The organism is Allobosea caraganae (assembly GCF_003351345.1).
GTDB classification, from domain to species: domain Bacteria; phylum Pseudomonadota; class Alphaproteobacteria; order Rhizobiales; family Beijerinckiaceae; genus Allobosea; species Allobosea caraganae.
Window position 1 is genome coordinate 60,055 of the sequence record NZ_QQTO01000018.1, and the last position, 21,131, is coordinate 81,185.

General features: G+C 67.9%; 24 protein-coding genes. 13 read left to right on the forward strand and 11 right to left on the reverse strand.

The genetic code is table 11. The features are described from left to right. The first annotated feature begins 4 nt into the window (after window positions 1-4). The gene (locus tag DWF00_RS07975; RefSeq protein ID WP_114831875.1) at window positions 5-289 is read left to right on the forward strand and encodes a 4a-hydroxytetrahydrobiopterin dehydratase; all 285 of its coding nucleotides are present in this window, start codon (window positions 5-7) and stop codon (window positions 287-289) included. A 6-nt stretch (window positions 290-295) separates the two neighbouring features. On the opposite strand, the gene DWF00_RS07980 is transcribed toward DWF00_RS07975, so the two are convergent. From DWF00_RS07980 to DWF00_RS07990, 3 genes are all read right to left on the reverse strand, one after another. Continuing rightward, entirely contained in the window at window positions 296-1,471 is a 1,176-nt protein-coding gene (locus DWF00_RS07980) for a GNAT family N-acetyltransferase (protein WP_114831826.1), read from the reverse strand. A 2-nt stretch (window positions 1,472-1,473) separates the two neighbouring features. Continuing rightward, on the reverse strand, window positions 1,474-2,109 hold the full coding sequence (locus DWF00_RS07985) for a DUF6875 domain-containing protein (RefSeq protein WP_114831827.1): 636 nt from the start codon (window positions 2,107-2,109) through the stop codon (window positions 1,474-1,476). Between the two features lie 107 nt (window positions 2,110-2,216). Then, a complete protein-coding gene (locus tag DWF00_RS07990; protein ID WP_114831828.1) occupies window positions 2,217-2,930 on the reverse strand; it encodes an RluA family pseudouridine synthase in 714 nt (237 codons plus the stop codon). 70 nt (window positions 2,931-3,000) lie between these two features. On the opposite strand from DWF00_RS07990, the gene ftsY reads away from it, so the two are divergent. The 4 genes from ftsY to DWF00_RS08010 are packed head-to-tail and all read left to right on the forward strand — an operon-like array spanning window position 3,001 to window position 5,973. Beyond that, the gene (gene ftsY, locus DWF00_RS07995) at window positions 3,001-4,176 is read left to right on the forward strand and encodes a signal recognition particle-docking protein FtsY (RefSeq protein ID WP_181832836.1); all 1,176 of its coding nucleotides are present in this window, start codon (window positions 3,001-3,003) and stop codon (window positions 4,174-4,176) included. Beyond that, the gene (locus tag DWF00_RS08000; protein ID WP_114831830.1) at window positions 4,173-4,793 is read left to right on the forward strand and encodes a septation protein A; all 621 of its coding nucleotides are present in this window, start codon (window positions 4,173-4,175) and stop codon (window positions 4,791-4,793) included. Before ftsY ends, DWF00_RS08000 begins: the two co-directional genes overlap by 4 nt. 56 nt (window positions 4,794-4,849) lie before the next feature. Continuing rightward, a complete protein-coding gene (locus DWF00_RS08005) occupies window positions 4,850-5,263 on the forward strand; it encodes an MbcA/ParS/Xre antitoxin family protein (RefSeq protein ID WP_114831831.1) in 414 nt (137 codons plus the stop codon). Then, complete coding sequence (locus tag DWF00_RS08010) at window positions 5,260-5,973, forward strand: RES family NAD+ phosphorylase (RefSeq protein ID WP_114831832.1); 714 nt, start codon at window positions 5,260-5,262, stop codon at window positions 5,971-5,973. The genes DWF00_RS08005 and DWF00_RS08010 overlap by 4 nt, the downstream gene beginning before the upstream one ends. 220 nt (window positions 5,974-6,193) lie before the next feature. Here DWF00_RS08010 and DWF00_RS08015 read toward each other — a convergent pair whose 3' ends face one another. After that, window positions 6,194-7,045, reverse strand: a complete 852-nt coding sequence (locus DWF00_RS08015) for an SDR family NAD(P)-dependent oxidoreductase (protein WP_114831833.1) — start codon at window positions 7,043-7,045, stop codon at window positions 6,194-6,196. A 112-nt stretch (window positions 7,046-7,157) separates the two neighbouring features. Between DWF00_RS08015 and DWF00_RS08020 the strand changes: the two genes are divergently transcribed. Continuing rightward, on the forward strand, window positions 7,158-8,051 hold the full coding sequence (locus DWF00_RS08020; protein WP_114831834.1) for a LysR family transcriptional regulator: 894 nt from the start codon (window positions 7,158-7,160) through the stop codon (window positions 8,049-8,051). Between the two features lie 6 nt (window positions 8,052-8,057). Here DWF00_RS08020 and DWF00_RS08025 read toward each other — a convergent pair whose 3' ends face one another. After that, the gene (locus DWF00_RS08025) at window positions 8,058-8,843 is read right to left on the reverse strand and encodes an SDR family NAD(P)-dependent oxidoreductase (RefSeq protein ID WP_114831835.1); all 786 of its coding nucleotides are present in this window, start codon (window positions 8,841-8,843) and stop codon (window positions 8,058-8,060) included. Between the two features lie 85 nt (window positions 8,844-8,928). Here DWF00_RS08025 and DWF00_RS30045 point away from each other — a divergent pair, with 85 nt between their 5' ends. Beyond that, window positions 8,929-9,387, forward strand: coding sequence for a YkvA family protein (locus tag DWF00_RS30045; protein ID WP_342769085.1), 459 nt, complete (start codon window positions 8,929-8,931; stop codon window positions 9,385-9,387). Between the two features lie 6 nt (window positions 9,388-9,393). On the opposite strand, the gene DWF00_RS08035 is transcribed toward DWF00_RS30045, so the two are convergent. Beyond that, window positions 9,394-10,368: an NADPH:quinone oxidoreductase family protein gene (locus DWF00_RS08035; RefSeq protein WP_114831837.1), complete on the reverse strand. Its 975-nt coding sequence runs from the start codon at window positions 10,366-10,368 to the stop codon at window positions 9,394-9,396. Between the two features lie 205 nt (window positions 10,369-10,573). On the opposite strand from DWF00_RS08035, the gene DWF00_RS08040 reads away from it, so the two are divergent. The 3 genes from DWF00_RS08040 (at window position 10,574) to DWF00_RS08050 (ending at window position 13,150) form a co-directional block, all read left to right on the forward strand. Beyond that, window positions 10,574-11,143: an invasion associated locus B family protein gene (locus DWF00_RS08040; RefSeq protein ID WP_114831838.1), complete on the forward strand. Its 570-nt coding sequence runs from the start codon at window positions 10,574-10,576 to the stop codon at window positions 11,141-11,143. A 227-nt stretch (window positions 11,144-11,370) separates the two neighbouring features. Then, window positions 11,371-12,597, forward strand: a complete 1,227-nt coding sequence (gene rlmN / locus DWF00_RS08045) for a dual-specificity RNA methyltransferase RlmN (RefSeq protein ID WP_114831839.1) — start codon at window positions 11,371-11,373, stop codon at window positions 12,595-12,597. A gap of 61 nt (window positions 12,598-12,658) precedes the next feature. Beyond that, a complete protein-coding gene (locus tag DWF00_RS08050) occupies window positions 12,659-13,150 on the forward strand; it encodes a hypothetical protein (RefSeq protein ID WP_114831840.1) in 492 nt (163 codons plus the stop codon). A gap of 7 nt (window positions 13,151-13,157) precedes the next feature. Here the strand turns inward: DWF00_RS08050 and DWF00_RS08055 are convergent, their stop codons facing one another. Both DWF00_RS08055 and ggt read right to left on the reverse strand, forming a co-directional pair. Next, window positions 13,158-13,850 carry an acid phosphatase gene (locus DWF00_RS08055; protein ID WP_114831841.1) on the reverse strand — a complete coding sequence of 231 codons (693 nt, stop codon included), beginning with the start codon at window positions 13,848-13,850 and terminating at the stop codon, window positions 13,158-13,160. Between the two features lie 83 nt (window positions 13,851-13,933). After that, window positions 13,934-15,706 (reverse strand): gamma-glutamyltransferase, encoded by a 1,773-nt coding sequence (ggt, locus tag DWF00_RS08060; RefSeq protein WP_114831842.1) that lies wholly within the window; start codon window positions 15,704-15,706, stop codon window positions 13,934-13,936. A 352-nt stretch (window positions 15,707-16,058) separates the two neighbouring features. Here ggt and DWF00_RS08065 point away from each other — a divergent pair, with 352 nt between their 5' ends. From DWF00_RS08065 to DWF00_RS08075, 3 genes are read left to right on the forward strand one after another with little or no spacing between them, the layout of a single operon-like run. Next, window positions 16,059-16,667 carry a LemA family protein gene (locus tag DWF00_RS08065; RefSeq protein ID WP_114831843.1) on the forward strand — a complete coding sequence of 203 codons (609 nt, stop codon included), beginning with the start codon at window positions 16,059-16,061 and terminating at the stop codon, window positions 16,665-16,667. A gap of 13 nt (window positions 16,668-16,680) precedes the next feature. Next, window positions 16,681-17,502 (forward strand): TPM domain-containing protein, encoded by an 822-nt coding sequence (locus tag DWF00_RS08070; protein ID WP_114831844.1) that lies wholly within the window; start codon window positions 16,681-16,683, stop codon window positions 17,500-17,502. Then, complete coding sequence (locus DWF00_RS08075; protein WP_114831845.1) at window positions 17,502-18,107, forward strand: TPM domain-containing protein; 606 nt, start codon at window positions 17,502-17,504, stop codon at window positions 18,105-18,107. Before DWF00_RS08070 ends, DWF00_RS08075 begins: the two co-directional genes overlap by 1 nt. 99 nt (window positions 18,108-18,206) lie before the next feature. On the opposite strand, the gene DWF00_RS08080 is transcribed toward DWF00_RS08075, so the two are convergent. The 3 genes from DWF00_RS08080 to DWF00_RS08090 all read right to left on the reverse strand — a co-directional run bounded on the left by DWF00_RS08080 (window position 18,207) and on the right by DWF00_RS08090 (window position 21,125). After that, the gene (locus DWF00_RS08080) at window positions 18,207-18,962 is read right to left on the reverse strand and encodes a DUF1223 domain-containing protein (protein WP_114831846.1); all 756 of its coding nucleotides are present in this window, start codon (window positions 18,960-18,962) and stop codon (window positions 18,207-18,209) included. Window positions 18,963-19,029: 67 nt separating this feature from the next. Continuing rightward, on the reverse strand, window positions 19,030-19,965 hold the full coding sequence (locus DWF00_RS08085) for a lipid A biosynthesis lauroyl acyltransferase (protein ID WP_114831847.1): 936 nt from the start codon (window positions 19,963-19,965) through the stop codon (window positions 19,030-19,032). Between the two features lie 137 nt (window positions 19,966-20,102). Next, window positions 20,103-21,125, reverse strand: a complete 1,023-nt coding sequence (locus DWF00_RS08090) for a zinc-binding dehydrogenase (protein ID WP_114831848.1) — start codon at window positions 21,123-21,125, stop codon at window positions 20,103-20,105. Between the last annotated feature and the right edge of the window lie 6 nt (window positions 21,126-21,131).

Consider the following 21,131-nt stretch of genomic DNA (forward strand, 5'->3'; position numbering starts at 1 on the left):
GACCATGCCCAAGCGACTGAGTGCCGAGGCTCGCGACGAGGCGCTGGTGACGCTGACGGGCTGGAAGCTCGCCGAGGGGCGCGAGGCGCTGACGAAGCGCTTCGTCTTCCGCGACTTCAACGAGGCCTTCGGCTGGATGACGCGGGTCGCGCTGATCGCCGAGAAGATGGACCACCATCCGGAATGGTCGAACGTCTACCGCACCGTCGAGGTGGTGCTGGCGACGCATGATGCCGGCGGGTTGACCGAGCTCGACGTCAAGCTCGCCCGCGCGATGGACGCGATCTAGGTCCCGTCACAGCCCGTTCTGGGCGCCCTCGCCCTTATTCCAGGCCGCGACGCGGCGCGCGATGCCGGGCGGCAGGCGCTTCGCCGCGCTCTTCAGCGCGGGGCGCCAATGCTGGATGCCGAGGCCGCAGACCAGCCGCCCCTTCAATGACAGAGGCAGCAGCAGGTCGCTGACGCCGACCCGCCCGTCGGAATGTTCGAGCTTGTAGGCATCGGCCGGCGCGAGTAGGTCGAAGATCGTGTTGCCGCGGGCCCGCGCGCTGGCGAAGGCGTGATGCACCAGGATCTTGCCGACGCCGCCGCGCTCATGGTCGGGGTGAGTGGCGATGACATGGCCGAAGCTGCGACCCTTGCAGTCGAGCGAGAGGTCGATGCCAACAGGCACGCCGTTGCAATGGATCGACGAGATCCGCAGCGAGGTGCCGCCGGCATCGCCGGCGAGATCCCTGAAGAAGGCGCTGAAGCGGGGATCGTCCACGGTCGGGGCGATGATGCCGTGGCGCGCCAGGGAGGCCTGCTTCATCGCCACCGCGGCGCTGGCGAGCAGCGATGCCTCCGGGCCGGGCGGCGGCGTCTGGAAGCCGACCACGCCGCGCTCCTCGAGCCGGCGCAGGCGGCGGCGGTGATTCGAGCGCTCGCGCGAGGGATAGGCCAGGCTCGGGCCCTTCTCGCCGACGCGCCAGGCGAGGTCGGCGAAGGGCGCCTCGACCTGCTCGGTCCGCGTCGCCTCATCGAGCAGGCCGGCGCGCGCCAGGACCGAATCGGTGCGCAGCTTGCGGGCCTCGAACAGATCGCCATGCAGTAGCAGGACCGCGCGCCAGCCGGCCTGGAGCAGGGCTTCGCTATCCTCGTCCTCGACCAGCACGTCGCCGAACTGCGCCACCGGGATGCCCATGAAGCGCAGGGTGTCGAGGCTGCACCGGCGCTGCCGGACCAGCGGCCAGACCATGACGAGCCGGCCGTGGCGGCGCGCGGTGACGATGCTGAGCGTGCCGTGCCGGTCGAGATAATGCGTCGCCCAGTGCCTGAGGAAGACGTGGCTCTGGAAGACCTGCTGCGGCAGGGCGGCGCGGGCAAAGAGCGCGTCCCAGTCCTGGCGCAGGGCGAGGAAGCCGTCGAGATCCGTGACGAGGCCGATCGTTACCGCCCCGTCGGCAACATGCGGGAAGCGCGTTTTCGCCATGCTCAGGCCCCGGCGCGCAGATGCGAGAACAGGCGTTTCGCCCCAGTGAGCGGAAAGCGCGCGAGATAGGGCAGCAGCAGGAGCGGGTGGCGCGCCGCGAAGGGCGCGTCATGTTCGACCATGTGTCTGACGGCGAGCACCGGCAGCGGCGCCCGCAGCGGCCGGAACTCCGGGTTCCACAGGCCGGGCGCGTCGGAATCGAGGTGCATCAGGCCGATCATGCGGTTGCGCCTGAGCGAGTAGAACTTGTGGCGCTTCTGGACGCGCTGGAGCATGGCGACGCCGGCAGGGCTCGCACAAGCCGGGAAGCCGATGATCACCGTGCGAAAGTGCTGCATGGTCGGTTTGGCGGGGATCGCGTCGAGTTCGGCGAAGCTGCGGCGAATCAGCGCAAAGGCGGTTTCCTCGTCCTGCGGGCCGGCGTTGGAGATCGCGAGGCGGGCGGTGTCGAGCTTCGCGGCCTGGCGGGTGAAGGGGCAAACGGCGCCGGTGCGGCCGAGATCGACATGGCCGCTCATCAGGTAGGTTTCGACCCAGTCGAGCAGGGTGGAGAGCGCGGTTTCACGTGAATCAACGCAGCGCGCGCGAGCTTCGGCCAGCGTCAGCAGGTCCGGTTCGATGGTCGCTGTCTCGGCCATGGCTGCACGCTCTGGTTGATCGAGCGCAGGGGATAGCAGGGTGTCGTTAGGGAAGGATTGATGCAGCCAGGAGCGCTCAGGGCTCGGCGTTAGGATTCTGGAAAGATTCAGGCCCAGCCGCAGCTTCGCAGGGCCTCGTGCATGTGGTCCGGCGGCGGCGCCTCGACATGGACCGGGTCGCGCTTGCGGTAGAGCGGCACCGTGATGGCGCGGGCATGGAGCTGGAGGCCGGGCCCGCCCTCGCGCGGTGCGCTGCCATAAATCTCGTCGCCGAGCATCGGCCAGCCCGAGGCGGCGCAATGCACGCGCAATTGATGGGTGCGGCCGGTCAGCGGCTCCAGCTCGAGCCAGGCCAGGCCGGCGCTGCGGCCGCGCACGGTGTAGCGCGTCTGCGAGGGCAGGCCGGCGGGGTCGACCTTCATCCACCAGCCGCGCTCGGGCGACTGCTTGCCGAGCGCAAGGTCGATCAGGCCTTCATCCTCGGCCGGGCCGCCTTCGACGATCGCCCAGTAGCTCTTGCCGATCCTGCCATCGCGGAACAACTGGTTGAGCTCGGTCATGGCGCGCGGATGGCGGCCGAGCACGAGGCAGCCGGAGGTGTCCTTGTCGAGCCGATGAGCCGCTTCCGGCCGGCGCGGCAGGCCGAAGCGCAGCGCGTCGAGATGGTCGGTCAGGACGGGGATGACCCGGCGCTTGGCCTGCGGGCCGCGATGGATCGGCAGGCCGGCCGGCTTGTCGATGACCAGCATCATCGCGTCGCGGTAGAGCAACGGAACAGGCGGCTCCTCGCGTGAATTTGCTGGTTGATCGGCAATGGTCATGGCATTGCGCTAGACAAGGCTGCCCGCCGACGCAACCTCCAAGGCGATGCGCGGGCGAACAGGACGAGTGATGAGCGAGAACGAACCGAAGAAGCGCGGCTTCCTTTCGAGGCTCTTCGGGCTGGAGCAGGAACAGCCGAAACCGGCGCCCGAGAGCGTGGAGAGCACGCCTGCCGCCGTGCCGGACACCGCCAGCGAGGCCCCGCCCGAAGCTGAGCCGGACGCGCCGCTGGCGCCCGAAATCCTGATGGGCGAGGCCGGCCCGCTGCCGATCACCTCGCCCGAGCCGGAGCCGCCAGCGCCAGTCGTCCCCCAGCCGAAGGGGAGCTGGTGGCGGCGGCTGACCGAGGGATTGTCGCGCACCTCCTCGGTGCTGGCGACCGGCATCTCCGACCTGTTCACCAAGCGCAAGCTCGACGCCTCCACGCTCGAGGATCTCGAAGACATCCTGATCCAGGCCGATCTCGGCATCGCCACCTCGGCGCGCATCGCCAAGGCGGTCGGCGAGGGCCGCTACGACAAGCAGATCGAGCCCGAGGAGGTGAAGAGCATCCTGGCGCGCGAGGTCGAGAGCATCCTGATGCCCGTCGCGGTGCCGCTCCGGATCGACGCCACGAAAAAGCCGTTCGTGATCCTGATGGTCGGGGTCAATGGCTCAGGCAAGACCACGACGATCGGCAAGCTCGCGGCAAAATTCCGCACCGAGGGGAAGAGCGTGATGCTGGCGGCGGGCGACACGTTTCGCGCGGCGGCGATCGAGCAGCTCAAGGTGTGGGGCGAGCGCACCGGGGCCGAGGTCGTCTCGGGCCAGCAGGGCGCAGATGCGTCGGGCCTGGCTTTCGAGGCACTGCAGAAGGCCAAGGCTGCCGGCACTGACGTGCTGCTGGTCGACACGGCCGGGCGGCTGCAGAACAAGACCGGGCTGATGGACGAACTCGCCAAGGTGGTCAGGGTCATCCGCAAGCTCGATCCGGAGGCGCCGCATGTCGCGCTGCTCGTGCTCGATGCGACGGTGGGCCAGAACGCGATCTCGCAAGTCGAGGCCTTCCAGGAGACGGCGGGCGTGACCGGACTGGTGATGACCAAGCTCGACGGCACGGCGCGCGGCGGCATTCTCGTTGCATTGGCGGCCAGGTTCGGCCTGCCCGTGCACTTCATCGGCGTCGGCGAGAGCGTCGAGGACCTCGAACCATTTTCGGCCCGCGATTTCGCGCGCGCCGTCGCAGGGCTTGGAGAAGCGGCATGAGCGAAGGCGTTGCGGTGCCGGGCAAGGGCATCAACCCGCTGGTCAAGCTCGCGCTTGAATTCGGGCCGCTGGCGATCTTCTTCTTCGCCAATTCCTATGGCGACCGGCTGTTCCACGTGGCCGAGGACCGACGCATCTTCGTCGCGACCGGCATCTTCATCGCCGCCTCGCTGGTGGCGCTGGTGCTGTCGCGGGTGCTGATGGGCTATCTGCCGCGCATGGCGATTGTCAACGCGGTGGTCGTGACGGTCTTCGGCGGGCTGACGCTGGCGCTGGACGACGCCTTCTTCATCAAGGTCAAGCCGACCATCGTCAACACGCTGTTCGGCTGCGTGCTGCTCGGCGGATTGTTCTTTGGCCGCTCGCTGCTGGCCTTGGTGCTGGAGACGGTGCTGCAGCTGGACGAAGAGGGCTGGCGCAAGCTGACCTTCCGCTGGGGCCTGTTCTTCTTCGTGCTCGCGGCGCTGAACGAGGTGGTCTGGCGCACCCAGACCCAGGATTTCTGGGTCGCCTTCAAGGTCTGGGGCGTGATGCCGCTGACCATGGCCTTCGCGCTGGCGCAGACGCCGCTGATCCTGAAGCACGAGATCAAGCCGGCGGAAACTCCTGCGGAGTAACGCCTCTTGCCATTTGGCATCAATTTTATTATTTGATGCCAAATGGAGATGCATCGATGACGGCCCTGCTGCGAGTCGATACCACCCAGCGCGATTTTACCGCCGCGCCGATCTCGGATGACGAGGCGGCTGCGATGTTCCGCGCGGCGCTCAACCTGTTCCGCCTCTGGGACATCACCGACGAGGACGCGGCGACGCTGCTCGACATGCCGCTGCGGAGCTATCGGCGCTGGAAGGCGGGCGAGATCGGCCGGATCAACCGCGACGGCAAGGCCCGGCTCTCCAACCTGATGGGTATCCACAAGGCGCTCCGGCTGATCTTCCGCGAGCCGCAACGCGGCTATGCCTGGATCAAGGCGCCGAACGAGGCTTTTGCCGGCAAATCGGCGCTCTCGATCATGCTCGGCGGCGAACTCACCGACCTGATGCGGGTGCGGCGCTATCTCGACGCCGAGCGGGGCTCCTGGTGAGCGATGGCGCTGCCGTGCCTGTCGCGGAGATCGAATGGCGCGGGGCGGTCAGGATCATCCGCAGCCTGTTCCCGCCGATCGACCTGTTCGAGGACATCGCCGACCCGGCCGACTGGCCGCTGATCCTCGCCGCCGAGCAGAAGACCAATCCGCGGCTGATGGAGACGATCGGCAATCTCGACCTCGTGCCGGCGGAGCGACGGGTCTCCGGCTCCGGCGCGAGCTGGCTGATGGCGCCCTTCACCCATGTCAGCCCGGACAGGCCGAGCCGTTTCAGCGCTGGCGGTTTTGGCGTGCTCTATGCCGGCAAGGCCTTTGAGGTGGCGCTGTTCGAGACGGTGCACCATCACGGCGGCTTCATGGCCGCGACCAAGGAAGCGCCCGGCTGGACCTCGCAGTTCCGCGAGATCGTGCTGGATGTGAGCGCGCGGCTGCATGATCTGCGTGGAGAGAGCGTAGGTGCGTCGCCGCTGCTCCAGCAGCAGGATTATTCGGCGAGCCAGGCGCTGGGCGCTCAGCTACGGGCGGCAGGCTCGGAGGGCGTGGCTTATCCGAGCGTGCGGTGTGTGGGCGGCGAATGCGTCGGGCTGTTCTATCCGGATTGCGCGTCGCATCCGGTGCAGGGCCGGCATCTCGACTACCATTGGGACGGGGCGCGGGTGGATTTGTATCGGGATTTGAGTTCGGGCGAGGTTTATCGGATCGTTTGAGAATGGCTCCACGCTGCGAATTGGAGCGAGGACGGCGCGGGGAACCCCTCTCCTGTAAGGAGAGGGGCAGGGGTGAGGTGTCGGCTGTTTGACGCTGCTGCCGTGACCTAACAGCGGCCCTGCTTCAGCCTCACTGGTGTTCTGGCCTACACCTCACCCTGCCCTCTCCTTACAGGAGAGGGTTCCCCGCGCCTCTGTCTGCGGGCGGTGACTTCGTGATTTAGGCTAAGCCACCGCCATCGATACCCACCACCTGCCCCGAGATGTATGCCGCCTGCGGGCTCGCCAGGAAGAGCACCAGTTCCGCCACCTCCTGCGTGGTGCCGAAGCGCTTGGCCGGGTAGGCGGCGGCCATCTGCTCGGTCGTGACCTTCCACTGCTCGCGCACGCGCTCGATCATCGCCGTCTCGATCGGGCCGGGCGCGATCGCGTTGACGCGGACGTCGCGGCCATATTCCTGCGCCGCGCTGCGGGTCATGTGGATCACCGCCGCTTTCGCGGCGCCATAGCCGATGATGTTCGGGAAGGCGTGGCGGCCGCCGATCGAGGCGGTGTTGATGATCGCGCCCCTGCTCTGCACCAGATGCGGCAATTCGTGCTTCATGCCGAGGAAGACGCCGCGGAGGTTGGTCGAGATCAGGTCGTCGAAGCTCTCAGCGTCGGTCTCGGCGATCGGCGCTGGCGGCTTGTCGATGCCGGCATTGTTGAAGGCGATGTCGAGCCGGCCGTAGCGGGTCACGGTCGCATCGACGAGGGCCTTGACCTGCTCCTCCTCGCGGACATCGGCGCGCATGTAGAAGGCCTCGCCGCCCGCCTTGCGGATGCCGGCCTCGACCTCGCGGCCGAGCGCCTCGCGCCGGCCGCAGAAGGCGACCCGCGCACCCCGGCTGGCGAAGAGTTCGGCCGTGGTGCGGCCGATGCCCGAGGTCGCGCCGGTGATCAGCACGACCTTCCCGGCGAAGGGGCCGGGGGCGGCGCTTTGCGCGCGGGCGCTGGCGATCGCGCCGATGCTCAGGCCGGCGGCCGTGGCGGTGCGGATGAAGTTGCGGCGGTTGTCGTTGTCGATGGTCATGGTCTTCGCTCCCGTTCGCGGGCTCGGCAAGCCCGATGGGAGGACGCTAAGACAGCGCGACTTCAGGGATAATCCGATGTATTCTGTACGCATCAGTTAGCAGGAGTTACAAATGCGCCGGAACGACCTCGATGGGCTGATCGCGCTGCTGAAGGTGGCGGAGAGGCGCTCGTTCAGCGCGGCGGCGGCCGATCTCGGCGTCACGCCCTCGGCGATCAGCCAGAGCGTGCGGGCGCTGGAGGAGCGGGCTGGGGTCGCGCTGCTGGCACGAACGACGCGCGACGTTGCTCCGACCGAGGCCGGTCGGCGCTTTCTCGAGCGGGCGCGGCCGGCGGTCGACGACATCTTCGACGCCTTCCGCGAGGCCGGCAGTCTCGGCGACCGGCCGAGCGGGCTGTTGCGGCTGAACGTGCCGCGGGTGGCGATGCCGAGCCTGATCGAGCCGATCCTGGCCGATTTCTGCCGGGCCTACCCGGATGTCCAGGTCGAGCTCTTCATCGACGACCGGCTCGCCAATATCGTCGAGGGCGGTTTCGACGCCGGGATCAGGATCGGCGAGCTGATCGAGGCCGACATGGTCGCGGTGCCGCTGACCGGCCCGTTCAAGCTGGCGATCATCGGCTCGCCGGATTATTTTGCGCGGCATGGCCGGCCGCAGCGCCCTGAGGACCTGCGCGACCATCGCTGCATCAACTTCCGGCAGAGTTCGCGTGCGCTCTACCATTGGGAGTTCGAGGAGGATGGGCGCGAGTATGCGCTCGCGGTCGACGGCCAGATCATCGTCAACGAGGGCAGCGTGATGATCTCCGCTGCGGTGATGGGGCTAGGGCTCGCCTATGTGCTGGCGCCGGTGGTCGAGCCGCTCTGCGAGCAGGGGCTGCTGGAGAGCGTACTCCAGCCATTCATGCCGGAGACGCCTGGGTTCTTCCTGTATTTCCCCTCGCGCCATCAGGTCATGCCCAAGCTCAGGGCCTTCATCGATTTCGCGCGGGAGCGGCTGAGATAGCTGCGTTTATTTCGGCGCGAGCCGGATCGCGCCGTCCAGGCGGATCGCGGTGCCGTTGAGCATGTCGTTCTCGATGATGCTCTTGACCAGCGCTGCGTACTCCGCCGGCCGGCCGAGGCGGGACGGATGCGGGATCGAGGCTTCCAGCGTCTTGCGATAGTCGTCCGGCACCGAGGCGAACATCGGCGTCTCGAACAGGCCGGGCATGATCGTCATGACGCGGATGCCGACCTGGGCGAGGTCGCGCGCGATCGGCAGGGTCATGCCGACAACGCCGCCCTTCGAGGCGGAATAGGCGGCCTGGCCGATCTGGCCGTCCTCCGCCGCTACGGATGCGGTGCAGACGAAGACGCCGCGGCCGCCATCCTCCGTCACCGGCGGCTCGGCCGCCAGCGCCAGAGCCGAGCGCGCGATCATGCGGAAGGTGCCGGCGAGGTTGACCGCCAGCACCTTCTCGAAAGTGGCGAGGTCGTGCGCGACCAGCTCGCCGGTGTCGCGCTTCTTCGAGACGACGCGGCGGCCGGGCGCGATGCCGGCGCAATTGACCAGGATGCGCTCGATGCCATGGGCCTTGCGGGCTTCCAGCAGGGCCGCATCGACCGAGGCGTCGTTCGAAACGTCGCAGGAGACGAAGAGCCCGCCGATCTCCTTGGCGACGCGCTCGCCGGCCTCGGCGTTCATGTCGAAAAGCGCGACCTTGACGCCGTTGGTGGCGAGCATGCGCGCCGTGCCTTCGCCGAGGCCGGAGGCGCCGCCGGTGACGATGGCGGCGAGGGACGAATCAAGCTTCATCGCGGATTCCCATTCATAGATGGCGTTTCGCCAGCCTTAATCGGCGCGGCCGGCCGCTCCAAGCCCGATTCTTTGGCCGGCCCTTGTGCAGGGTTTCGGGCGGGGCCACATTTTCGGCGCGGATTTCGAGCTAGCTGTTGGCTCGGCCGTGAGGGAGATCGAAGAGACAATGAGTGAGGGGTTCGCTTCGCGCTTCACCCACGAGGAGATGGACGCGATCCGCAAGAGCCTGCGCGACGAAGAGCGCTTTGGCTCGGATTTCATGCGCCTGCTGAAGAAGGTGGCCAAGCGCGTTCCGTTCGCCGAGGACGGCGTCGCGGCCTTTCTCTGCGCGCGCGATCCGGCGACGCCGCGGCGCGTCAGGTACACGCTGCTCGCCGCGCTCGGCTATTTCGTGCTGCCGATCGATGCGATCCCGGACATCCTGCCGGTCTTGGGCTTCACCGACGATGCGGCGGTGATCGCGGCCGCCATCGCTGCGGTGGCCGGCTCGATCACGCCCGAACATCGCGAGCGGGCGAAGGCGATCCTCGCGGGGCTTTGAGCCACCTCAGGGCACCAGGACGATCTTGCCCTGCGCCTTGCGGTTGCCGATCAGCGCGAAGGCCTCGGCCGCCTGCTCCAGCGGGAAGGCGGCGTGGACATGGGCGCTGATGCGCCCGGCCGCGGCCCATTCGAGCAGCCGCTCCATGTTGCGGCGATGCGCAGCCGGCTCGCGGTTGACGAATTCGCCCCAGAACACGCCGCGCAGGTCGCAGCTCTTCAGCAGCAGCAGGTTGAGCGGGATCCGCGGGATGGCGCCGCCGGCGAAGCCGACGACGAGATAGCGCCCCTCCCAGGCCATGGCGCGCACGGCCGGCTCGGCGAGGTCGCCGCCCACTGTATCGTAGAGCACGTCGACGCCATGGCCCTCGGTCAGGCGGCGCAGGCCCTCCCTGAGGTCCTCGCCGTGATAGTTGAGCTCCTCCTGCGCGCCGTGCTGGCGGGCCAGAGCCAGTTTGGCCGGCGAGGAGGCGCAGGCGATGACATGGGCACCGAGCAGCGAGCCGACCTCGACCGCGGCAAGCCCGGCGCCGCCCGACGCGCCGAGAATGGCGAGCCGTTCGCCGGCCTTCAGCTCGGCGCGCTGCATCAGCCCGTGCATCGCCGTGCCGTAGGTCACGAACAATCCGGCGGCCTGGCGGTCGTCGAGCGTATCGGGCACGCGAATCAGCGTGTTGGCCTTGACCGCGACCTTCTGGCGCGCCGCGCCATAGCCGAGCCAGGCGGCGACGCGCTCGCCGAGGCGCCAGCCGAAGACGTCCTTGCCGATGGCGCTGATCGTGCCGGCGCATTCGCCGGCCGGCGAGAAGGGCAGGGACGGCTTGGTCTGGTAGCGGTTCTGGATGATCAGCGTGTCGAAGAAGTTGAGCGCCGCCGCCTTGACGGTGATCACGACCTCGCCCGGGCCGGGCTGCGGCTCGGGCAGCGTCCGGACGACCAGGCCCTCGGCCGGTCCATGCGCCTCGCAGAGCAGCGCCTTCATCGTCGATCACCCTGCTTCGGCAACTCGTGTCGCGGAGTGATTGTGACACGGCCGAAGCAAGAGCGGAACCGGCGATACGGTACGGAGCCGCGTTCGCATTTTTGCCAGGATCGTGACATTGTATGGTTCAGGCATCCTTGAGTTCCGGAGCAAAAGCCTGCGGAATAGAGATGTCGTTAAGCTTTTTGTTGGTTGATGGCGGTCGATGATTCCAAGCTTTCCCAGAACCGGCGTCACCGCCGCCCGGCAGATCAAACTGGCCCTCGTCCTGGCGGCGCTGAGCTTGTCCGCGGCGGCGATGCCCGCCCATGCGCAGCGCGCCCCGGCCGGACAAGGCCAGGCGATGCTGCTCGAAACCGCGGGCAAATGGCAGGCCTTCTCCTCGCAGCAGGGCCGCTCCAAGATCTGCTACGCGCTGACCAAGGCCGAAGCGCGCATTCCGGCGAATCTCAAGGATGTCGACGGGCTGCTCTTCGTCTCCAGCCGCCCGGCCGAGGGCGTGCGCAACGAGATCAGCTTCGTGCTGAACTTCGACCTCAAGGAAGATGTCGAGCACCAGGCGATCATCGGCAACGAGCGCTTCGCGCTGGTCGCCAAGGGCCAGAACATGTGGCTGAAGAACCCGGCCGAGGAAGGCCGCATGCTCGACGCGCTGCGCCGCGGCGCCGGCCTCGAGATCAAGGGCACCTCGAAGCGCGGCAACCCGACCAGCGACAAGTACTCGCTCTCGGGCATCTCGCAGGCCGTGAAGCGCGCCGAAGACGCCTGTAAATAGGCTTTCAGTTTCGCTTCTCGTCATGGTCGGGCTTGTCCCGACCATCCACGTCTTCGCGGGTCGAGGACCGTGGTCAAGACATGGGTGCTCGGGACAAGCCCGACCATGACGGTGGTGCCAAGCCGCCATTTCGCCGTGGCAGACCGGCCCTGATTTCACGGCGCGGCAATCTTATGCTATGAGCCGCGCATTCCCGGGCGCTTTGGCCCGATGCGATCAGAGTTCCGATGACCGTTTCCGCACTTGCCCCCTCCGCTCCGGCGGCCGAACCTGTTTTGCGGCGCGTTTCGCTGGTCGGCCGCACGCGTGCGGGCCTGGCCGAGGCGCTGGCCGAGATCGACGTTCCCGAGAAGGAGCGGCGCATGCGCGTCGGCCAGCTCTGGAACTGGATCTACCACTACGGCGTGCGCGACTTCGCCGTGATGACCACGATCGGCAAGGGCTTGCGCGCGGCGCTGGCCGAGCGCTTCACGCTCGACCTGCCCGAGGTCACGGCCGAGCAGGTCTCGTCCGATGGCACGCGCAAATGGCTGATCCGGATGGCGCCGACCGGCCCGCATGATCGCGGCGCCGAGATCGAGTGCGTCTACATTCCCGAGGTCGACCGCGGCACGCTCTGCGTCTCCAGCCAGGTCGGCTGCACCTTGACCTGCACCTTCTGCCACACCGGCACGCAGCGCCTGGTGCGCAACCTGACCTCCGAGGAGATCGTGGCGCAGCTGATGGTGGCGCGCGACCGGCTTGGCGATTTCCCCAATCGGAGCGCGCCCGAGGGCGCTTTCGTGCCGAATGATGGCGGGCGCTTCGTCTCCAACATCGTCTTCATGGGCATGGGCGAGCCGCTCTATAATTTCGACGGCGTCCGCGACGCGATCGACGTGATCTCCGACAACGAGGGGCTTTCGCTCGGACGCCGCCGCATCACGGTCTCGACCTCGGGCGTGGTGCCGCAGATCGAGGCGCTGGGCGGCCAGATGGGCACGATGCTGGCGATCTCGCTGCACGCCGTGCGCGACGAGCTGCGCAACGAGCTGGTGCCGCTCAACAAGAAATACCCGATCAAGGATCTCTTGGAGGCCTGCCGGAACTATCCCGGCCTGTCGAACGCCAAGCGCATCACCTTCGAATACGTGATGCTGAAGGGCATCAACGACAGCGATGCCGAGGCGCGCGAGCTGGTGCGGCTGCTCAAGGGCATCCCGGCCAAGATCAACCTGATCCCGTTCAACCCCTGGCCCGGCACGCGCTACGAGTGCTCGGACTGGGACCGGATCGAGCGCTTCTCCGAGATCGTCTTCCGGGCCGGCTATGCCTCGCCGGTGCGCACCCCGCGCGGCCGCGACATCCTCGCCGCCTGCGGCCAGCTCAAGAGCGAGACCGAAAAACTCTCGGCCCGCGCCCGGCTGATGCTGGAGCAGGGCGAGGTCGTCGAGCCGGCTTCGCTCGCCGGATAGTGAGTGGGAGCATGATGATCTCCGAAAACCGGTTCCCACTTTTCGGCATCATGCTCTAGCCATGCTGCGCTGGTTGCTGCTGATCCCGTTTGCGCTGCTGGTGGCGATGGGCGCGGGCCTGTTCGCGCTGCTGATCGCCAGCGTCGTCTCGCCTGATATCGCGCTTTTGATCGGCGGCGGCTTCGAGCGGCTGGTCTGGGCACTGCTCGATCAGGCCGGGAGCGGCTTCGACCCCGGCCCGACGGCCGAGGCCGCCTTCACCCTGCTCGGCCGGCTCGGCTTTGCGATCATGGTTGCGCCGGTGGTGATCGTCGCCGTGGCGAGCGAGCTGTTCCGCCTGCGCAGCGGACTGATCCAGAGCGGGCTGACCGGATTGCTGGCGGCCTTGCTGCCGCTCGCCATGCTACGCCTTGCGCGGACGCCGAGCCCGGCCGAGCTGCAGATCATCGCGGCATTGTTCCTGGTCGGCGCCGCGACGGGGTTCGTCTACTGGCTGATCGCCGGGCGCGGGGCCGGTGGCGAGCGCGCAGCGCCCGCCACCCTACCGCGCTAGAGACGGCTCAGAGGCCCAGAGCCTTGCGCAGCTCGGCCTTGGCGACCGCGTATTCGGCCTGAAACTCCGGCTGGCTCATGAGGTTGTAGGCGATCACGCTGCCGGCGATGCGGCCGCCCTCGATGTCGGCGCGGAAATGGATGCCGCCGATGATGCGGTTCTCGCCATAGGCCCAGGCGCGGGCCATGATCTCGGCGCGCTTCTCCGGAACCATGTTCGACAGGACGATGCCCATCAGCGTGCCGACCGTGGTGTGGCCGGACGGGTAGGCGCCCGAATTCGAGAGCTTCACCGCCGGCTTGACCAGCGGGCTGTACTGATGCGGGCGCGGGCGCTTCCAGACGTCCTTGGCCGGGTCGACAACGGCGCCCTCGGTGGCGACGACGCGATCGAAGAAGGACGAGAAGGCCGGCAGCGCCTCCTGCTTGAACTTCGGGCCCATGACATCGGCGAAGCGCCAGACATCTTCCACCACATCGGCCTGGGCCTGCGCCTCCATCTCCGGGGTGCGCGTGACCTGGAGGGTCAGAACCTCGGCGAGCTCCGCCTTGGTCTGCGCCGAATCGTTCGCCGGGGGCGGCTTCAGCAGCGTCAGCAGGTCGACGGTCTTGGCGGTGGCGAAGGGCTTTGCCTCGTCGGCGTAGACAGGCGAAAACGCGAAGGCGACCGCTGTGACGGCGGCGATGAGGATAGTGCGCATAGGTAGTCTCCGGGGTGAGCGGAGATTTGGCGCCCCGGATATGACGTTATGACGATGGCCTGGATCACGTTTCGCGCCGTGCCCTAATCACCGATCGCCACGCCCTCGCGCCGGCCATCCGCGCCGCCGAGATAGCCCTCGGGGGTCTTCACGATGGCCTGGATGCCGGAATTCAGATCGACCAGCCGAACCTGGTGGCCTTTGGCCTCCAGCGCCGGCTTCCAGCCTTCCGCCTCGGTGCCGGCCTCTATCTCGGTCGGGCCGTTGCGGCTGCCGAAATTGGGGAAGTCGACCGCCCGCTGCGGGTCCATCTTCCAGTCGAGCAGCGCGACCAGCGTCTTGGCGACATAGGGGATGATCTGGCTGCCGCCGGGCGAGCCGGTGACCGCGTAGAGCCGGCCGAAGGCGTCGAAGACCAGGGTGGGCGACATCGAGGAGCGCGGCCGCTTGCCGGGCTCGACGCGGTTGGCGACCGGCTTGCCGTCCTCCTCCGGCACGAAGGAGAAGTCGGTCAGCTCGTTGTTGAGCAGGAAGCCGCTCCTGGTCATCAGCCGCGAGCCGAAGCCGTCCTCGATCGTGGTGGTCATCGCCACGGCATCGCCGCGCTCGTCGACCACCGAGATATGGCTGGTGCCGTGCTCGACGCCGTCGGAGGGCGCGAGCAGCATGGCGCGCTTGTTCGGCGGATCGCCCGGCTTGGCCGTCACCATCGACCTGTCCGGGCTGACGAGCATGGCGCGCGAGCGGATATAGTCACGGTCGATCAGGCCGCTCACGGGCACGCTGAGGAAGGCGGGATCGGCGAGGTAGAGCCCGCGATCGGCGAAGGCGAGGCGGCCGGCCTCGCTGAACCAATGCGCCGCCTCCGCGCCCGGGCCCATGCGGGCGATATCGCGGGTTTCGAGCACCCCGAGCATCTGCTGGATGGCGATGGCGCCCGAACTCGGCGGCCCCATGCCGCAGATGCGCCAGACGCGGTACTGGCCGCAGACCGGCTCGCGCTCCTCGACCTCGTAGGCCTTCAGGTCGGCCAGCGTCATGTCGCCGGGATTGGCGGCGTGGCCGGTGACGGTCGCGACGATGTCCTCGGCGATCTCGCCGGAATAGAAGGCATCGGCTCCCACGGCGGCTATCTTGCGCAGGGTCGCGGCGAAGGCGGGGTTCTGCAGGACGGTGCCGACCGCCTTCGGCTTGCCGTCGGCCTCGTAGAAATAGGCTGCGGCGAGCGGCTCCTTGCCCAGGTTCTTCTCCAGGCCGAGCAGCCCGTTGAGGCGCGGCGAGATGGTGAAGCCGTCCTCGGCCAGCTTGATCGCGGGCGCGAGCAGCTCGGGCCAGGGCAGCTTGCCCCAGCGCTGATGCGCCGCCTCCAGCAGCTTCAGCGTACCGGGCACGCCGACCGAGCGGCCGCCGACCACGGCATCGACGAACTTCATCGGCTTGCCGTCCGGGCCGAGGAAGCGGTTCGGCCTGGCGGCTTGAGGGGCGGTCTCGCGGCCGTCGAGCGTGCTGACGCTCTTCTTCTCCTCGTCCCAATGCACCATGAAGGCGCCGCCGCCGATGCCGGAGCTTTGCGGCTCGACCAGGTTGAGCACGAACTGGATCGCGATCGCGGCATCGACTGCGCTGCCGCCCTTGCGCAGGATGTCGCGGCCGGCCGCGGCGGCGAGCGGGTTGGCGGCGGCTGCCATGTAGCGCTGCGCCGTGCCCATCGTCTTGACGATGCGGCCTGTGGAGGCTTCGGGGGCTGCAGGAAGGGTCGTTTGCGCTGTGGCCGTTGCGGCCAACGCCACTGCCGCCAGCGGAATGAAAGCCGCCAGCCGCGCGAGGCCGGACAAGGTTGAAAGCGAGCGACGCATGGTCCGATCTCCGTGCCGATTCCTGCGAGAGCCCCGTCCGACCGGAGCATGATACGTCCGGGTCGGAACCGCCAGACGGAATAAAGGGCGCGGGGAACCCTCTCCTGTAAGGAGAGGGCAGGGTGAGGTGTCGGCCAGAACACCAGTGAGGCTCAAGCAGGGCCGCTGTTAGGTCACGGCTACAGTGTCAAACGGCCGACACCTCACCCCCACCCCTCTCCTTACAGGAGAGGGGCTCCCGCGCCTCCTTCGGAATCCCCACTTCTATCGGCAGGCGCCATCTGTCTTTGACCTGTCGGGGTGGAGGGCTAAGGTCTCCCGAATCGATCGACCATCGCCAAAGGGGCCCGGCATGTCGTTTGCGCTTTCCACACCTCTTCGCCGCGGCCTCGTGCTGGCAGTGCTCGCCGTCTTCGGCCTCGCGCTCGCCGGCTGCGGCGTCAACAACGTGCCGACGCTGGAGGAGAAGGCCAAGGCTGCCTGGAGCGAGGTGCAGAACCAGTACCAGCGCCGGGCCGACCTCATCCCCAACCTGGTCGAGACCGTGAAGGGCTACGCGACGCAGGAGCGCGAGGTGCTGACCCAGGTCATCGAGGCCCGCGCCAAGGCGACGCAGGTCAAGGTCGACGCCTCCACGATTACCGATCCGGCCAAGTTCAAGGAATATCAGGACGCCCAGAACCAGCTCACCGGCGCGCTCGGGCGGCTGCTGGTCACGGTCGAGCGCTATCCCGAGCTGAAGTCGAACCAGAACTTCCTCGCCCTGCAGTCGCAGCTCGAAGGCACCGAGAACCGCGTCGCGGTCTCCCGGCGCGACTACATCCAGGCCGTGCAGGCCTTCAACACCGAGATCCGCACCTTCCCGGGCGTGATCTGGGCGCGGCTGTTCTGGGGTGCCAAGCCGATGGAGACTTTTACGGCGACGGCGGGGGCCGAGAAGCCGCCGGAGGTGAAGTTCTAGGCGAGTTGATCCAATGCGCCTTGCGGGCCTGTCAGCTGCGATACAAGGCGTATTGGCGGCAATCGTGGTGCTGGCCTTTGCCGGAGTGGCGGCGGCCGAACCGAGCTACCCCGCCCTCACCGGCCGCATCGTCGACAATGCCAACCTGATCAGCGCCGAGGCGCGCGGCCGCATCGAGCAGAAGATCGCGGCGCATGAGGCCAAGACCAGCGACCAGGTCGTGGTCGCGACCCTGCCCTCGCTGCAGGGCGTGACGATCGAGGAGTTCGCCAACGGCTTGTTCCGGCATTGGCAGCTCGGCGCCAAGTCCAAGAATAACGGCGTCCTGCTGCTGGTGGCGCCGAACGAGCGCAAGGTCCGGATCGAGGTCGGCTATGGGCTCGAAGGTGCGCTGACCGACGCGCTCTCCAAGGTGATCATCACCACGGCGGTGGCGCCGAAGTTCAAGAACGGCGACTTCGCCGGCGGCATCGAAGGCGGCGTCGATGCGATCCTGAGCATCCTCGCCGGGGATGCCGAGGAATGGCAGCGCAAGGCCGAGATCCGCGACGACGAGAGCTCATTCAGCGAGAACCTCGCCGTCATCATGGTGATGATCTTCATCGTGATCCTGATCGTCAGCATCCTGCGCGGCTTGAAGCAGGGCGGTGGCGGCAGCCGGATGCACCGGACGCGCGACGGGCGCTGGATCGCCTTGCCGACCGGCTCAAGCTGGAGCACCGGTTCGGGTTCCGGCTGGAGCGGTGGCGGAAGCTGGAGTTCGGGCGGCAGTTCCGGCGGGTTCTCCGGCGGTGGCGGCTCGTCGGGCGGCGGCGGAGCTTCGGGAGACTGGTGATGGACGAGCAGGACCGGGAAGCCGTCGCGGAGGCGGTCAGGCAGGCCGAGACACTGACCTCAGGCGAGATCGTCGTGGTGGTCGACCGCGCCGCCAGCAGCTACCGCACCGTGCCGATGGTGATGGCCCTGGCGCTGGCGCTGTTCGTGCCCTGGCCGCTGCTGCTGCTGACCTTCACCAGCGCGCCGCGCATCTTCCTGATCCAGCTGATCAGCGCGGCCGTGCTGATGGCGGCCCTGCTCTGGTATGGCCGCGGCGGTCGCTTCGTGCCCGGCTTCGTCAAGCGCGGGCGGGCGCATGACGTGGCCTTGCGCGAGTTCACGGCGCGCGGGCTGACCCGCACGCGCGGCCGCACCGGCGTCCTGCTCTATATCGCCGTGCAGGAGCGCTATGCCGAAATCCTCGCCGATAGCGGCATCGACGGAAAGGTCGAGCATGAGACCTGGCGCGGCATCGTCGAGCCGCTGCTGCTGGCGGCGAAGGAGGATCGGCTGCGCGAGGGGCTGATCGCCGCCGTCGCCGATCTCGGCCACGTGCTGGCGCAGCATGCGCCGCCGGCCGCCAATGATGTCGACGAGCTGCCGAACAAGGTCGTGCTGCTCTAAAAGGCTTCTCCGTCATTGCGAGCGTAGCGAAGCAATCCAGACCGCGCGCTCGACGGCCCCTGGATTGCTTCGCTACGCTCGCAATGACGGAAATAGGCCTCAGCGCTTGCTCAACGCCGCGCCCAAAATCGTGCCGGGGATCATGCCGTATTTGCTCGGCTGGTCGGCCTGGACCAGCACGGCATAGCCGTCGGCGCCCTCGGCCTTGGTCGAGGAGATCGGTGCCTGCATGGTGGTCTGCGTGCCCGTCCAGTCGCCGACGCGGACCATGCCGCGCACGACGTTGGCGTAGGAGGCTGAGCGGCCCTTGTTCTCGCCGCGCTCGATCGGGACCATGACCAGCCGCGAGATCGGCAAGACCCAGACGCCGCCGGGCTTGTCGCTGCCGCCGGCCGCGGGCGTGAGCTGGATGCGCAAGGTACCGGCCGCCTCGTCGAGCGAGACCGTGACCGGCAGGGCCGTATCGGCCTGGTCCTTGACCGCCTTCTCGAGGTTGGCCTTGTCCGAGCCGACCATGTGGACGGTGCCGTTGATCACGGCCTGGGGCGTGTAGATCTGGCCGTCGCCGCGGGTCTTGGCATAGAGCTTCTGGCGCTTGGTGAAGGCGTCCTGGGCCAACGTGTCCTTCCAGCCGAGATAATCCCAATAGGTCACCGGCAGGGTCAGCGCGATCAGGCCGGGGTCCTTGGCGAGCTCGACGAAGAGCGCGTCGGCGGCCGGGCAAGAGGAGCAGCCCTGGCTGGTGAAGAGCTCGAGCACCGCCTTCGGCTTCGCCGCCGGCTCGGCATGCGCCATCGTGCCGCCGAAAGCGAGGGCAGCGAAGAGGGGGGCGGCGAGGCGGGCGCGGTGAAGCATGTCTCGAACTCGGCTGCAGTTTAGCTGCGAGGTATTACCAAAGCGCTGAACGGCCCTCACTTGGAAATCACGTTGCCTTGAAGGCGGGCTTTACCGGCCCTCTCTTTTCGTAATCCGCCAGCGCGGCGCTGCCAATCATGTTGGGGCGCCAGCGCCGGTGCATCCAGAGCCACTGCTCGGGATGCTCGCGCACCCAGCCATCGACCACCGCCGTCATCATCGCCATGGCGCCGGCGACGTCGATCTCGCCGGCCGCATCGCGCGGCAGGTCGAGCGGCGGCGTCAGCTCCAGCCGGAAGCGCTGGTTCGGCAGGCGGATGACGCGCACGCCATGGACCGGGCATTCGAAGCGCCGGACGAATTTGCCGAGGATCGGGTTGGTCAGCGCGGGTCGGCCAAGGAAGGGCACCACGACGCCGCGGGTAAAGTGCTGGTCGATCAGCATGCCGAGATGGCCGCCCTTCTCCAGCACGCCCTGCATGGCGAAGGCCGCGCCCTGCTTCGCCGCGGCGAGCCCGCCCATGGCGCCGGAGCGGATCTCGTGGACGACGCTGGCGATGGCCGGGTCGTTCGGGGCGCGGAAGACCGCGGTCGTCTCAAGGTCGTAGGCCGCCGCGCAGATCGCCGGCAGCTCCCAGTTGCCGAGATGGGCCGAGAAGATCAGGCCGGGCTTCTCGTCGTCCTTGAGCGCGATGAAGTGCTCGATGCCGGCGACCTCGACGCGCGAGGGCTTGCCGGGGTTGTGATAGTCATAGTCGAAGAGCGTGTTGAGATGGGCGTATTCGGCGGCGGTGCGGCCGAGATTCTCCCAGGCGCCGCGGGCGATCGCCTTGACCTCGGCCTCGCTCTTCTCGGGGAAGACCGCGCGGATATTGGCGAGCGCGACCTTGTTGACCGGGATCAGCGGGCTGACGCTGCGCAGCAGCCAGCCGCCGAGATCGCTGGAGCGCTCGCGGCCGAGCAGGCGCAGGGCGCCGAACAGCGCCCGGATCAGGCCGATCATCACCGCGGCGAAAAGCCGGGCGGCAAATTGCTTCAGGCGTCTCAACGCGGCAAAGCCCTCTCTGTTGCCGGAAAGGGCCCGGCGTCAGCCGCGCGACTAGCGTCAGGAAGGGATGCGGGTCAAGTCCGCAGCGTCTCTCAGAACGCGACGATGACCTTGCCGAAGACCTTGCGGCCTTCGATGCGGTCGAGGCCCTTCTCGAAATCGGCAAGCGGGAAGACCGAGTCGATCACCGGCTTCATGCCGCCGGCCATCTTCTCCAGCGACTGCGCGATATTCTCCATCCGGCAGCCGAAGGAGCCGGTGATGCGATATTGCTGCTGGAAGAGCTGCATCAGGTTGATCGTCGCGGAGGGGCCGGAGGTGGCGCCGCAGGTGACGAGCCGGCCACCGCGCTTCAGGCAGAGCAGCGAGCCGTTCCAGGTGTCGGCGCCGACATGCTCGAACACGACATCGACGCCCTTGCGGCCGGTGAGCTTGCGAACAACGCCCTCGAAGCGGTCCTCGCGGTAGTTGACGACATGGTCGGCGCCGAGCGCCTTGGCCTTGGCGCCCTTCTCGTCGTCGCCGACGGTGGTGTAGACGGTGCAGCCGATCGCCTTGGCCATCAGGATGGCGGCGGTGCCGATGCCGGAGCCGCCGGCATGGACGAGCACGGACTCACCGGGCTCCAGCTTGGCATTGTCGAAGAGCATGTGCTGCACCGTGCCGAAGCCGATCGGCGCGCAGGCGGCCTCCTCGAAGGAGACGCCCTTCGGCGCCTTGATCACCAGCCGCTCCGGCCGGTTGATCAACTCGCGGGCGAAGCCGTCGATATGGAAGCCCATGATGCCGGCGACGTTCTCGCAGAGATTGTCGCGGCCCTCGCGGCAGGCCTTGCAATGGCCGCAGGTCTCGGCGCCGTACATGGTGACCGTGTCGCCCTCGCGGAAGCGCGAGACGCCCTCGCCGACCGCGACGATCTCACCCGACGCTTCGACGCCGGCCGCCTGCGGCATCTTGCGCTTGGCGAAGGCCATGCCGCGGAAGCCCCAGAGGTCGAGATAGTTCAGCCCGACGGCACGCACGCGGATCTGCACCTCGCCGGCTGCCGGCGGCGGCGGCGGCGCGATCTCCTCGACGCGGAGGTCGCGGTCACCATGGAGCTGAAGGGAGAACATGGAGGG